Annotated in this window: 15 protein-coding genes and 1 pseudogene; 10 read left to right on the top strand and 6 right to left on the bottom strand. The window is 73.4% G+C overall.

Features of this window, described 5'->3' with window-relative positions; translation table 11 throughout:
• Positions 1–455, bottom strand: a 455-nt coding sequence (locus B0E54_RS31240) for a 2-phospho-L-lactate guanylyltransferase (protein ID WP_234591410.1), incomplete at its 3' end; no start/stop codon positions are given.
• A gap of 124 nt (positions 456–579) precedes the next feature.
• Between B0E54_RS31240 and B0E54_RS31235 the strand changes: the two genes are divergently transcribed.
• The 5 genes and pseudogenes from B0E54_RS31235 to B0E54_RS31215 form a co-directional block, all read left to right on the top strand.
• Positions 580–1,314: a 1-acyl-sn-glycerol-3-phosphate acyltransferase gene (locus B0E54_RS31235; protein ID WP_234591409.1), complete on the top strand. Its 735-nt coding sequence runs from the start codon at positions 580–582 to the stop codon at positions 1,312–1,314.
• Positions 1,311–2,318 carry an NAD(P)H-dependent glycerol-3-phosphate dehydrogenase gene (locus B0E54_RS31230; protein WP_234591408.1) on the top strand — a complete coding sequence of 336 codons (1,008 nt, stop codon included), beginning with the start codon at positions 1,311–1,313 and terminating at the stop codon, positions 2,316–2,318. Before B0E54_RS31235 ends, B0E54_RS31230 begins: the two co-directional genes overlap by 4 nt.
• Positions 2,319–2,325: 7 nt before the next feature.
• Positions 2,326–3,444, top strand: coding sequence for a cystathionine gamma-lyase (locus tag B0E54_RS31225; protein WP_234591407.1), 1,119 nt, complete (start codon positions 2,326–2,328; stop codon positions 3,442–3,444).
• A gap of 146 nt (positions 3,445–3,590) precedes the next feature.
• On the top strand, positions 3,591–4,379 hold the full coding sequence (locus B0E54_RS31220) for a putative protein N(5)-glutamine methyltransferase (protein WP_234591406.1): 789 nt from the start codon (positions 3,591–3,593) through the stop codon (positions 4,377–4,379).
• A gap of 304 nt (positions 4,380–4,683) precedes the next feature.
• Positions 4,684–5,652 (top strand): annotated as a pseudogene (locus B0E54_RS31215) (ROK family protein); the annotation flags it as partial.
• On the opposite strand, the gene B0E54_RS31210 reads toward B0E54_RS31215, so the two are convergent.
• Positions 5,635–5,835, bottom strand: coding sequence for a DUF397 domain-containing protein (locus B0E54_RS31210; protein WP_234591412.1), 201 nt, complete (start codon positions 5,833–5,835; stop codon positions 5,635–5,637). The pseudogene B0E54_RS31215 and the gene B0E54_RS31210 sit on opposite strands and share 18 nt — an antisense overlap.
• Positions 5,836–5,840: 5 nt before the next feature.
• Complete coding sequence (locus B0E54_RS31205) at positions 5,841–6,686, bottom strand: helix-turn-helix transcriptional regulator (RefSeq protein WP_234591405.1); 846 nt, start codon at positions 6,684–6,686, stop codon at positions 5,841–5,843.
• Positions 6,687–6,959: 273 nt separating this feature from the next.
• Between B0E54_RS31205 and B0E54_RS31200 the strand changes: the two genes are divergently transcribed.
• Both B0E54_RS31200 and B0E54_RS31195 read left to right on the top strand, forming a co-directional pair.
• Positions 6,960–7,178, top strand: a complete 219-nt coding sequence (locus B0E54_RS31200; protein ID WP_234591403.1) for a hypothetical protein — start codon at positions 6,960–6,962, stop codon at positions 7,176–7,178.
• A 172-nt stretch (positions 7,179–7,350) separates the two neighbouring features.
• The gene (locus tag B0E54_RS31195; RefSeq protein ID WP_234591399.1) at positions 7,351–8,451 is read left to right on the top strand and encodes a D-alanine--D-alanine ligase family protein; all 1,101 of its coding nucleotides are present in this window, start codon (positions 7,351–7,353) and stop codon (positions 8,449–8,451) included.
• A gap of 49 nt (positions 8,452–8,500) precedes the next feature.
• On the opposite strand, the gene B0E54_RS31190 is transcribed toward B0E54_RS31195, so the two are convergent.
• Both B0E54_RS31190 and B0E54_RS31185 read right to left on the bottom strand, forming a co-directional pair.
• Positions 8,501–9,205, bottom strand: coding sequence for a DUF3515 family protein (locus B0E54_RS31190; RefSeq protein WP_234591398.1), 705 nt, complete (start codon positions 9,203–9,205; stop codon positions 8,501–8,503).
• 9 nt (positions 9,206–9,214) lie between these two features.
• A complete protein-coding gene (locus tag B0E54_RS31185) occupies positions 9,215–9,448 on the bottom strand; it encodes an Lrp/AsnC ligand binding domain-containing protein (protein WP_007456453.1) in 234 nt (77 codons plus the stop codon).
• Positions 9,449–9,601: 153 nt separating this feature from the next.
• Between B0E54_RS31185 and B0E54_RS31180 the strand changes: the two genes are divergently transcribed.
• Together B0E54_RS31180 and B0E54_RS31175 are read left to right on the top strand one after the other, a co-directional pair.
• On the top strand, positions 9,602–10,534 hold the full coding sequence (locus B0E54_RS31180) for a thiamine-phosphate kinase (protein ID WP_374109335.1): 933 nt from the start codon (positions 9,602–9,604) through the stop codon (positions 10,532–10,534).
• 29 nt (positions 10,535–10,563) lie between these two features.
• Positions 10,564–11,025 (top strand): GNAT family N-acetyltransferase, encoded by a 462-nt coding sequence (locus B0E54_RS31175; protein ID WP_234591397.1) that lies wholly within the window; start codon positions 10,564–10,566, stop codon positions 11,023–11,025.
• Positions 11,026–11,119: 94 nt separating this feature from the next.
• Here the strand turns inward: B0E54_RS31175 and rpmB are convergent, their stop codons facing one another.
• Entirely contained in the window at positions 11,120–11,311 is a 192-nt protein-coding gene (gene rpmB, locus B0E54_RS31170) for a 50S ribosomal protein L28 (RefSeq protein WP_007456456.1), read from the bottom strand.
• A 275-nt stretch (positions 11,312–11,586) separates the two neighbouring features.
• On the opposite strand from rpmB, the gene B0E54_RS31165 reads away from it, so the two are divergent.
• Positions 11,587–12,047: DAK2 domain-containing protein (locus tag B0E54_RS31165; protein ID WP_234591396.1), on the top strand; the 461-nt coding region annotated here is incomplete at its 3' end.

Below are 12,047 nucleotides of genomic sequence, written 5' to 3'. Positions count from 1 at the left end.
AGGTCGACGCCCGGCGGCGCGGCGAGCAGCACCGTCCCACCGCCGGGGACGTCCGCGACGAACCGGCGTACCCCCTCGGTGTCGCACTGGGCCGCGAGCAGCGCGTCGGCCAGCTCGGCCGGGCGCAGCGCCGGCAGGTCGGCGGTCAGCCCGGCCACCCACCGCCCGGAGATCTGTGCCGCGCCGTGCCGGAACGCGGCGTTCAGGCCGGCGTCCGGCACGTCGGGCACCGTCCCCGCCCCGGCGGCGCGGGCCGCGGCCACCACCCGGGTGTCGTCGGTCACCACCAGAGCCTCGGCGACCGCCGGGCAGGCCAGCACCGCGCGGAGCGTGTCGGCCGCCAGCGCCAGCGCCAGCTCCTCATGCGGTACGCCGGGCAGCGCGCCCCGCAGCCGGCTCTTGGCCGCTGCCAGACGCTTCACCGGCACCACCACGGCCCACCTCGGCTGACTCACGTCCGCAATCCTGCCAGCCGGACGACGGGACCCTCGCTGGCCGTACCGGGGGCGAGCAGGCATGATTTCCGCTGCGGGTGTCGCGGTGGGCTCGCGGCGGGTCGGGGCGGGACGAGGAGGCACAGTGGCACGGCGGAGGCTGGGGTTCTGGCAACGGTTCGCCGTGGGGCTGGTGAAGCCGGTGATGATCGTCTGGACCCGGCGGACCTGGCGCGGCCAGGAGCACCTCGCCAAGGACGGCGGAATGATCATTGTCGCCAACCACATCTCGCACGCCGACCCGTTGGTTTCCGCGCACTTCATCTACGACTCCGGGCGGTGGCCGCAGTACCTGGGCAAGGCCAGCGTGTTCCGGGTGCCGGTGATCGGCTGGATTCTGCACCGCTGTCTGCAGATCCCGGTCGAGCGCGGCAGCGTGGACGCGGTCCGCTCGCTGGACCGGTCGGTAGCCGCGCTCGACGAGGGCGGCGCGGTGGTGATCTACCCGGAGGGCACCACCACCCGACAGCCGGACCTGTGGCCGATGAAGGCCAAGACCGGCGCCGCCCGGCTGGCGCTGGCCACCGGCGCCCCCGTGGTGCCGCTGGTGATGTGGGGCCCGGAGCGGATCTTCGACCCGCGAACCAGCCGGCTCAACCCACGCCCCCGGATCCCGGTGACGGTGGTGGCCGGCGAGCCGATCGACCTGAGCCGCTGGGCGGGCGCCCCGCCGACCCGGGCCACTCTCGAGGAGATGACGGACGCCATCATGCTGCGGCTGCGGGACATGCTCGTCGAGATCCGTGGTGGCACCCCGCCCCCGCTGTGGGAACGGCCGGCCCGACCGTCCGTCGAGCGCCCGCAGGGTGAAGCGGCATGAGCGGCCACGTCGCCGTGCTGGGCGCCGGCTCCTGGGGCACCGCCTTCGCCAAGATCCTGGCCGACGCGGGTCGGGACGTGACCGTGTGGGCCCGCCGCGCCCCCGTGGCCGAGAGCATCCGCGCCGAGCGTCGCAACCCGGAGTACCTGCCGGACCTGCTGCTGCCGGCCCGGGTCACCGCCACCACCGACGCCGCCGAGGCGATCAGCGGCGCCGAGCTGGTGGTCCTGGCCGTGCCCTCGCAGACCCTGCGCGGCAACCTCGCCGAGTGGGCCGGGCACCTGCACCCGGACGCCACCCTGGTGTCGCTGATGAAGGGCATCGAACTCGGCACCACCAAGCGGATGAGCGAGGTCATCGTCGAGACCGCCGGGGTGGCCGCCGACCGCGTGGTGGTGGTCTCCGGCCCGAACCTCGCCCCCGAGATCGCCGCCGAGCAGCCGGCCGCCACCGTCGTCGCCGGGACGAACAGCCATCGCACGGTGCTCGTGCAGTCGTCGATCCGGACGCCGTACCTGCGCCCGTACACCAACGACGACGTGATCGGCTGTGAGCTGGGCGGCGCGGTCAAGAACGTGATCGCGCTGTCGTACGGCATCGCCACCGCCATGGGCTTCGGCGACAACACCCGGGCCATGTTGATGACCCGAGGGCTGGCCGAGACGGCCCGCCTGGGCGTGGCCCTCGGCGCGGACCCGATCACCTTCGCCGGCCTGGCCGGCATGGGCGACCTCGTCGCGTCCTGCTCGTCCCCGCTGGCCCGCAACCGCACCTTCGGCGAGCACCTGGGCCGGGGGGAGACGCTGGAGCAGGCCCAGGCAGCGACCCGGCAGACCGCCGAGGGCGTGAAGAGCTGCCTCGCGATCCGCGATCTGGCGCGGGCGCACGGCGTGGAGATGCCGATCACCGAGCACGTCGAACGGATCTGCCACGAGGGGATGGACCCGCGCCTCGCCGTGGACACCCTGATGAGCCGGACCGCCAAGCCCGAGTCGTACGAGTGAGGAACCGATGAGCGAACTGGGAGACGGCACCCGCTGCGTCCGCGCCGGCCTGCCCGAGCCGGCACCGGGTGACCCGTTCCTGCCGGGCCCGGTCTTCGCCGCGCCGTACCACCTCGACCCGTGGCAGGGCCAGGGCACGTCGCCGAACGGCTACGGCCGCCCCGACAACCCGACCCGGCGGCTGTTGGAGGCCGCCGTGGGCGAGTTGGAGGGCGGCGACTGCCGGGTCTTCGCCAGCGGTCAGGCCGCCATCACCGGGGCGCTGCTCACCCTGCTGCGCCCCGGGGACACCGTCATGCTGCCCTCCGACGGCTACTTCCCCGTCCGGGCGTTCGCCACCGCCGTGCTGGAGACGATCGGCGTACGGGTGGTCTTCGTGCCGACCGTGGGGCCGTACCCGTCCTTCGAGGGCGTCCGGCTGGTGCTGGTGGAGACCCCGGCCAACCCGGGTCTGGACGTGGTCGACGTGGCCGCCCTCGCGGAGCGGGCGCACGCCGCCGGCGCGCTGCTCGCGGTCGACAACACCACTGCCACCCCGCTCGGGCAGCGCCCGCTGGACCTCGGCGCCGACCTGGTGGTGGCCTCCGGAACGAAGGCGCTCACCGGCCACTCCGACCTGCTGCTGGGCTACCTGGCCAGCCGGTCCGCCGAGGTCATCGAGGCGGTGACGCTCTGGCGTACCGCCACCGGCTCGGTGCCCGGAGCGTTCGACGCCTGGTTGGCGCACCGGTCGCTGGCGACCCTCGACCTGCGGCTGGCCCGCCAGAGCGCGAACGCCGCAGCCGTCGCCGACCTGCTGGCGGGCCGGCCGGACGTGACCGGTCTGCGCTGGCCGGGGCTGCCGGACGACCCCGCGTACGCGGTGGCCTCGGCGCAGATGCGCCGGATGCCCGGGGTGCTCTCGTTCGACCTGGGCGACGCCGACCGGGTGGCCCGCTTCGTCGAGGCCGCCCGGCTGGTGGCGGCGGCCACCTCGTTCGGCGGTCTGCACACCACCGCGGACCGGCGGGCGCAGTGGGGGGACGACACGGCCCCCGGCTTCGTCCGGCTCTCCTGCGGTGTGGAGGACACACCGGATCTGGTGGCCGACATCGCCGCAGCCCTGGACGCCGCCGGGCCGGCCTGAGTTATCGTGTCCGCGGCCCACGAGTGTGGGCCTCGACCGGAGGAGGTGAGACCGATCCGCCAGCCAGTAGGACCGGCGCTTCCTCCCGTGTCCACGCCGCTCTAGCGGCCTCGGGAGCGCCGGCGAGCGTTCCCGGAGGCTTTCTGATGCTGACACCCTTCCCCACCGACCGGACCACCCTCGTGAGCCGGCTGCGCGCCGCCGGCTGCGTCTACGCCGAGGACGAGGCCGAGCTGTTGCTGGCCGCCGCGGACTCCCCGGCGACGCTTGCCGACCTGACCGCACGGCGCGTGGCGGGCGAACCGCTGGAGTACCTGCTCGGCTGGGCCGAGTTCTGCGGCCTGCGGATCTCCGTCGACGCGGGCGTCTTCGTGCCGCGCGGTCGGACGGCCCTGCTGGTCGACGCCGCCGTCGAGCTGACCGGCCCGGCGCCGGCAGTTGTCGACCTCTGCTGCGGCTCCGGGGCCACCGCTGTCGCGCTGGCCCGCCGGCTCGCGCCCCGCTGGTTGGCCGCCGCCGACATCGACCCGGCGGCGGTGGCGTGCGCCCGCCGCAACCTCGCGGGGCTGCCCGCCGAGGTGTACGAGGGTGACCTGTTCGCGCCGCTGCCGGCGCACTGGCGGGGGCGGCTCGACCTGGTGGTGGCCAACGCCCCCTACGTGCCGACCGAGGCGGTGGCGCTGATGCCGCCGGAGGCGCGGCTGCACGAGGCCCCGGTGGCGCTCGACGGCGGGCCGGACGGGCTCACCGTGCTGCGTCGGGTGGGCGTCGACGCGGCGCACTGGCTGGCACCCGGCGGCCACCTGGTGGTCGAGGCCGGCGAAACGCAGACCGACGCCCTCTGCGACGCGTTCCGCGCGGCCGGGCTGGTCCCGACCGTCCGGCACGACGAGGACCGGGACGCCACCGCGGTAACCGCCCGCCGCCCAGGCTGATCCGCCCAGCGGCGCTGCGGCGGAAGTGCCTGGTCGACCCGCCCACGTGTTCGCGTCCTTTGCTCTGCTTCAACCGGCGCAACACTCGCGGCCGATTTGTGTTGCGTGGAGTGAAGCAGAGCAAAGGACGCGCGACAGCAGTCCGGGGCACCGGGGACAGGAACTCCGATGTCACCGGAGCTGGGCTGGTACCCCCAGCCCCAGTTTCAGTGGGCGGGCGTGGCGGGGGAGCGGGGTTGGCACTAGCCTCGGCTCACACTCATGAGGGCGGGAGGCGGTTGCGGTGGGCAGCGCAGGTGTGCCGGTGGTCGTCGGCCTGGACAACGGCGGCACCAGCAACAACGCCACGGTCCTGACGGTGGATGGCAGGTTCCTGGTGGACGGGCTGCTGGAGATCCCGAGCGAGGTGCGTGAGGGGCCGGAGGCCGCGATCGAAGCGCTCGCCCAGGCGCTGGACGGGGCTCTGGCGCAGACCGGCGTCTCTCGTGACCTGGTCCAGGCCGTCGGGCTGGACACGCCCGGCCCGGCCAGTGCCACCGGCGTCATCTCGTCGCGCGGCTCGACCAACTTCTCCCAGCCGGCCTGGCGTGGTTTCGACGTGCGGGGCGCGCTCCAGCGGCGGCTCGGCCTGCCGGTGATCTACCACAACGACGGCAACGCGGCAGCGCTCTACGCCCACCACGTGTACTTCGGCGACGAGGCGATGACGCGATCGTCGGTCTCGGCGATCGTCGGCACCGGCCTCGGCGGCGGGGTCGTCGAGAGCGGCAAGGTGATCGCCGGCGCCGCCGGCATGGCGGGCGAACTGGGTCACGTGCACATCCCGCTGAACGGGCTGCTCGGCCCGGGTCAGCCGGAGCCCATCTGCGCCTGCGGCTTCACCGGCGACGTGGAGAGCGTCGCGTCGCTGACCGGCATCGAGAACAACCTGCTGCCGTACTGGCTGACCCGCTACCCCGACCACCCGCTGGCCGCCGAGCCGGCGGCGCGGGCCGCGAAGCTGGTGCGGGGCTACGGCGAGCGGGGTGACGCGCTCGCCCGGGACCTCTTCACCCAACAGGCGATGGCGCTGGGCCGGCTGTTCACCGTGGCGGCCAACTTCACCGATCCCCACGCGTACTTCGTGGGGGGCGGGGTGGTGGAGGCGGCGCCGGAGTTCCGCGACTGGTTCCTGGCGACGGTCCGCGAGCACACGGTCCTTCGCGAGGAGCAGGCCCGGTCAGCGGGGCGCGGGGGCGGGGTGGTCGCGCTCCGGTCAGCGGCGCGGCGGGGCCTGGGCGAAGGCGGCCCAGGCCGCCGGGCGGAAGAGCAGGGCCGGGCCGGCCGGGTCCTTGGAGTCGCGGACGGCCACCAGTTGGGGGATCGTGGCCACCTCCACGCAGGCGCCCTCATCGCCGCTGCGGCTGCTCTTGCGCCACGCCGCCGTGGCCAACGCCGCTGTGATCGTCGGTGTCATCGGTCCTACCGTCCCTTCAGGACTGACAGGAGCATCGCCCGGCTGTCCGCCGGGCTGAGCGCCACGCTGCGCAGATGCTCCATGATCTTGGTGCAGGTACGCGTCTCGCCCGCGCGGTCGAGGATCATCTGACCGGCGACGGTCTCCACTGACGCGATGATCGGGTCCTCCGGGTCGGCGAACTCCAGGATGTGCAGCGAGCCCCGGGTGCCCCGGTGGTAACCGGCGGAGAGCGGGATCACCTGAACGGTGATGTTCGGCAGTTCGGCCATCTTGACGAGGTGCCGTAGCTGGCCGTCCATCACCGACTGGTCACCGACCGGGCGCAGCAGCGCGCCCTCGTCGATGATGGCGTCGAGGATGGGTGGGGTGTCGGCGGTGAGCCGCACCTGGCGGTCGAGTCGGATCTTGACCCGCTGCTCCACCAGCTCGTCGCCGAGGGTGTGCGGGCCGCCGCGCATCACGCCGCGGATGTAGTCGGCGGTCTGCAGCAGGCCGGGCACCACCGAGGGCTCGAAGTTGGCGATGGCGGTGGCCTCCGCCTCCAGGGCGATGAAGTCGATGGTGCGCGGGTCGAGCAGGTACGAGTACGACACCCACCAGCCCGGTTTGCGGGCGTCCTTGGCGAGCTGCACCGCGGCGGCCACCTCCTCGGAACCCACCCCGTACGAGGTGAGCAGGGCGCGCACCGTGGCCGGGCTGATCAGCGTCTGGGCGTTCTCGTAGCGGGAGAGGGTGCTGCGGGTGCTGTTGATTTCATCCGCGGCGGTTTCCAGCGTCAGCCCGGCGGCTTCCCGGTGATGGCGTAGGGCGATGCCGAGCCGGCGGGCGCGGGCGGTCTTCGGGGCCATGCATCGATGGTCGCACACATTCATGGGAACGGGTACATGAGAGATGGCCGATGAGAGTTGCATTCATGGCTGTAGACGTGTCAATCTGTCATCGCGTCCTCACCGCCGGTTGTCGTGGCGACGGTGGTGGTGAGCGACCGGAGGGGATAGGGCGCGCGGCGATCGGGTTTCTCCCCCGTACCCGATCGCCGCGTGCCGCCCGTTCCAGCCGCCGGAAGGAGACGACGTGCACACCGGTCCGAAGTCTCTCGCCCTGCAGCGCGAGGGGCGGCGATGACCCGCTTCCTGGTCGTGCTCACCGACGTGCGTCCCGTCGAGGGCGTCGACCGCAACGAACGCGTCACCCCCGAGCGTCGCCGCCAGGTGGTCGGCGCCAGCAGCAGGGAGGCCGCGGACCGGATCGCGGGCGCCTTCATGGCGCTGGGGATGGTGCGGGCCGGGCGGCAGCGGGTGAAGGTGATCGCGGTCGGCCGCCGGCACGCCGGAGACTGATCAGCCCCGAACATTCCGTCACGCACCGTATATGCTCTGTTGACCGATTGCCGTGTCGCTTCGGGGCTCGCCGGGTATCGCCGCGCCTGATCGCCACGCACAGTAAGGTCAACCGGGTGAGCGCCACCGGCGAGCACGACCAGCCGCAGTCGCGTACGAAGAGGTGACCGGAGTGACCACCCCAGGCAAGACCCGCGTGGCGATCGTCTTCGGCGGCCGCAGCCCGGAACACGGCATCTCCTGCGTCAGCGCCGGCAGCGTGTTCGCCGCACTCGACCCGGACGAGTACGAGGTGGTGCCGGTGGGCATCACCCGCGCCGGCCAGTGGGTGCTGACCAGCGGCGATCCCGCCCAGCTCGCCATCAACGCCCGCCAGCTCCCGGAGATCACCGCCGAGTCCGGGACGGACCTCGTGCTGCGCGCCGACCCGACCGGCAACGGGCTGATGGTGCTCGACCAGACCGAGGGGCCCCGGGCGCTGGCCGACGTGGACGTGGTCTTCCCGGTCCTGCATGGCACGTACGGCGAGGACGGCACCATCCAGGGCATGCTGGAGATGGCCGGCATCCCCTACGTGGGGGCGAACGTGTTCGCCTCCGCCGCCGCCATGGACAAGGAGTTCACCAAGAAGCTCTGCGCTGTCGAGGGCATCCCGGTCGGCGCGTACGCGGTGCTGCGCAACGGCATGACGCTCAGCGAGCAGGACAAGAAGCGGCTCGGCCTGCCGGTCTTCGTCAAGCCGTCCCGGGCCGGCTCGTCGTTCGGCATCACCCGCGTCACCGACTGGGCCGAGCTGGACGCGGCGGTCGCCACCGCCCGGCAGTTCGACCCGAAGGTCATCATCGAGGCCGCGATCGTTGGCCGCGAGATCGAGTGCGGCGTGCTGGAGGGCGAGGCGGGCGGTGCCCCCGAGGCGTCCGTGCTGGCCGAGGTGCGGGTCGTCGCCGACCACGACTTCTACGACTTCGAGGCCAAGTACCTCGACGACTCCTGCGAGTACGACATCCCGGCCGGCCTGCCGGACCGGGTGACCCGCCAGGTGCGGGAGTACGCCGTCCGCGCGTTCACCGCGCTGGACTGCGCCGGCCTGGCCCGGGCCGACTTCTTCGTCACCCCCGAGCTGGACGTCTACCTCAACGAGATCAACACGATGCCCGGGTTCACCCCGACGTCGATGTTCCCCCGGATGTGGGCGGCCTCCGGCCTGGAGTACCCCAAGCTGGTCAACCGGCTGATCCGCACCGCCCAGCGGCGCGGCGTCGGCCTGCACTGAGCAGTCGCCCCCGACGCGCGGCCCGCCGTACGGGCCGCGCGTCAGCGGATCAGCGCTGGCAGCCGGCGGGGATGGCCCCGCCGGAGGGCACCGACGCCACGATCGCGCTGGAGATCGGCGAGACCCACTGCAGCGGCTGCTCGTACGAGCGTGGAATGCGGACGGTGACCGGCGTCTCCCGATCGACAGTGGTGAGCACTGTCACGTCGGTCTCCTCGACGGGATGCCAGCAGACCCGGTTGACGGTCCAGACCTCGTCGGTGGCCGGGACGGTCGGCGCGGCGCCCCCACAGGCCACGGTGAGCGCGGGGTCGCCGTACGCGGCGTTCTGCTCCGGACCCGCCGTGACCGGGCGCTGGGCCAGGTCACGGATGGTCTGCGGCAGCTGGGAGAGCAGCGCGCGGCAGACCGTGGCCGGACGTTCAGCCAGCGCCGGGGCGGCCATCTCGACCGGGGCGGTGGACTGCGCCCGTGCGGTGCTCGGCGAGGGACTCGGCGCGGCGGCGGGCGTGTCCGGGGCGAGCTTGGCGAAGGCCAGCACGGCCACCAGCAGCGTGATCGGCAACGCGATCAACGTGGCCAGCAGGGCGGCGCCCCGGATCGTCCGGTCCCGGCCGGCCGGCGCGTCGGCGCCCTGCTCGGCGCTGTCGCGGATACCGTCAGCCGGCTCGGGCGTCCCGTCGGCCGGCTCGCGCTTTCCGTCGGCCGGCTTGGGCTTGCCGTCGTCGTCGAGAGCAGCCGAGGAGGTCGTCATCTCGTCCACTTACAGCCGCACCACCGAACACGTGAGGGTGCGGGTGATGCCGGGCACCATCTGCACCTTGCTGACGATGAGTTTGCCGAGCTCGTCGACGGTGTTCGCCTCGGTGAGGACGACCACGTCGTACGGCCCGGTGACGGCGTCGACGCGTACCACGCCGGCGATGTCCGCGATGAGACCCGCCACGTCACGTGCGCGGCCGACCTCGGTCTGGATGAGGATGTACGCCTGTACCACGACTCGACCTCCGTCCGTCGCCGCCCGGGAGCGGCCCGAAGGGTGAAACTACCTTACGGACCAGGTCTGATCCCTATCGGTGGTCAAGGAGCAGCGGTGAGCGAGCGCGGCGGTGCCGGGCAGTACGGGCCGAACGCCGGCGGTGGCGCCAGCGTGGCGGGAATCGGCGAGTTCGGGCTGATCGGGCGGATCACCGCCCGATTGGCGATGGGCCCGACGACAGTGCTCGGCCCGGGTGACGACGCGGCGGTCGTGGCCGCGCCGGACGCCCGGGTGGTCGCCTGCACGGATGTGCTTGTCGACGGACGGCACTTCCGGCGGGACTGGTGCTCGGCGCGCGACGTCGGTCACCGGGCCGCGGCGGCCAACCTGGCCGACGTCGCGGCGATGGGCGCCACCCCGACAGCCCTGCTGGTCGCCCTCTGCATGCCCGCCGACCTGGAGACGAGTTGGGCGGAGGGCCTGGCCGACGGGTTGGCCGCAGAGGCCGCCACGGTCGGCGCGAGCGTCGTCGGCGGGGACATGTCGGCCAGCCCCACCCTGACCATCGCGGTCACCGCCCTGGGCGACCTCGCCGGCCGGGCGCCGGTGGTGCGCTCCGGCGCCCGCCCCGGGGACGTGCTCGCCCTGGCCGGCCGCATCGGGTACGCGGCGGCCGGACTGACCGTGCTCAGCCGGGGATTTCGCACACCCCGGCTGCTGGTCGAGGCGTACCGGCGACCGCAGGTCGCCTACCCGGCCGGGCCGCAGGCCGCCCAGCTCGGCGCGACCTCGATGATCGACGTCTCGGACGGGCTCCTCGCCGATCTCGGGCACGTGGCGCAGGCCAGCGGTGTGGCGATCGACGTGCGCCGCGACGCGTTCGAGGTGCCCCGGCAGATGGCCGACGCCGCGCGGGCGCTCGGCGTCGACCCGTACACCTGGATTCTGGCCGGTGGCGAGGACCACGCGCTGGCCGCGACCTTTCCCGCGACGGTGGCGTTGCCGCCGGAGTGGCGACCCATCGGCCTGGTCACGGAGGGTGCCGGAGTGACTGTCGACGGCGGCGCCTACGACGGGCCCCGGGGCTGGGACCACTTCCGGTGACGCCGCGCGCCGGCCGTATTCTGGACACCGTGAGTGAGATCGAGATCCGGGTGGTGCGGTTCGACGCGCCGGTGGCGCAGCAGCTGATCCGGGCCGCGCTGGCCGACCTCGGTGTCCGCTACGGGGGCACCGGCGACGACACCCCGGTCGCCGCGAGCGAATTCGAGCCGCCGGACGGCGCGTTCCTCGTCGCCTACCTGGCCGGGGAGCCGGTCGGCTGCGGCGGCTGGCGCAGCCACGGTGCGGACACCGCCGAGCTGAAGCGGATGTACACCGCCCCGGCGGCCCGTGGTCGCGGCGTGGCCCGGACGGTCCTCGCGGCCGTCGAGCGCTCGGCCCGCGAGCAGGGCCGCAAGCGGATGGTCCTGGAGTGCGGGGACAAACAGCCCGAGGCGATCGCCATGTACGCGTCCGCCGGTTATGACCGAATCCCGAACTTCGGCTTCTACAAGGACGCGGAGGGCTGCGTCTCCTTCGGCCGCACGCTCTGAGCGGCAGCCGACCACCCGGGCGCGGACACGACAGAGCCGGCGGACCGCAGGGGTCCGCCGGCTGAGCCGAACGAGAAGAGTTGGTGCTGCCGCGTCAGGCGCGGGTGACCTTGCCGGCCTTGATGCACGAGGTGCAGACCTGCAACTTCTTGGTGTTGCCGCCACCGGCCGGGGTACGCACCGACTGGATGTTCGGGTTCCAGCGGCGGTTGGTCCGCCGGTGCGAGTGGGACACGTTGTGGCCGAAGCCCGGTCCCTTGCCACAGACGTCGCACACGCTAGCCACGGGATACTCCTGGGATTGAAACGTTCATGAGGTCGCCGGCAGGCGCTGCCCGGGCAACCTGGTCAGGTTACCCGATGACCCGCCGACCCGGCCAACCGGCCCGGTCGGGCGGTCGTGCACGGCCCGGCCCGGGCCTGCTGGTGGGCCGGTGGGCCGGCCCGGCGGCAACCGTACCGGAGGCGGTGACCTGGCCCGGGAGCGCCATCGGACCGGGCGCGGGCGGACACGCCGGACGAGTCCGACGCGTGTCGGTGCGCAACAGTAGGCTTCTGGCCGTGCTGGACACCCTCGACGCCGCCGCGGTCCGCCGCTGGTGCGCGAGCGGGCTGGCCGCGCTCAAGCGCCACCAGGGCGAGATCGACGAGCTCAACGTCTATCCGGTGCCCGACGGCGACACCGGCACCAACCTGGTGCTCACCCTCACCTCGGCCCAGCAGGCCCTGTCGATGGACCTGGACACCCTCCCCGACAGCGGTCCCACCGCCCACGGGCACGCGCTGCGGCTGATGGCCCAGGGCGCACTGCTCGGCGCCCGGGGCAACTCGGGGGTCATCCTGTCGCAGATCCTGCGCGGCTTCGCCGACGCCGTCGTCGCCGTGCCGGTGGTGCGTGGGCAGGCACTGGCGGTCGCGCTGCGGGCCGCGACCGCCGCCGCGTACACGGCGGTCGGCCGTCCCGTGGAGGGCACCCTGCTCACCGTCGTCGCCGCGGCCGCCACCGGAGCCGAGCAGGTGGG

The sequence above is a fragment of the Micromonospora sp. MH99 genome (genome assembly GCF_021442385.1).
Taxonomy (GTDB): Bacteria; Actinomycetota; Actinomycetes; order Mycobacteriales; family Micromonosporaceae; genus Micromonospora.
Note: the sequence above shows the minus strand (reverse complement) of the source record. Positions and strands in the feature narration are given on the sequence as shown.

Coding starts and splice junctions, on each gene's coding strand:
- B0E54_RS31230 (WP_234591408.1), top strand. CDS start 1,311: ATGAGCGGCCACGTCGCCGTGCTGGGCGCCGGCTCCTGGGGCACCGCC.
- B0E54_RS31225 (WP_234591407.1), top strand. CDS start 2,326: ATGAGCGAACTGGGAGACGGCACCCGCTGCGTCCGCGCCGGCCTGCCC.
- B0E54_RS31220 (WP_234591406.1), top strand. CDS start 3,591: ATGCTGACACCCTTCCCCACCGACCGGACCACCCTCGTGAGCCGGCTG.
- B0E54_RS31210 (WP_234591412.1), bottom strand. CDS start 5,835: ATGACACCGACGATCACAGCGGCGTTGGCCACGGCGGCGTGGCGCAAG.
- B0E54_RS31205 (WP_234591405.1), bottom strand. CDS start 6,686: ATGGCCCCGAAGACCGCCCGCGCCCGCCGGCTCGGCATCGCCCTACGC.
- B0E54_RS31200 (WP_234591403.1), top strand. CDS start 6,960: ATGACCCGCTTCCTGGTCGTGCTCACCGACGTGCGTCCCGTCGAGGGC.
- B0E54_RS31190 (WP_234591398.1), bottom strand. CDS start 9,205: ATGACGACCTCCTCGGCTGCTCTCGACGACGACGGCAAGCCCAAGCCG.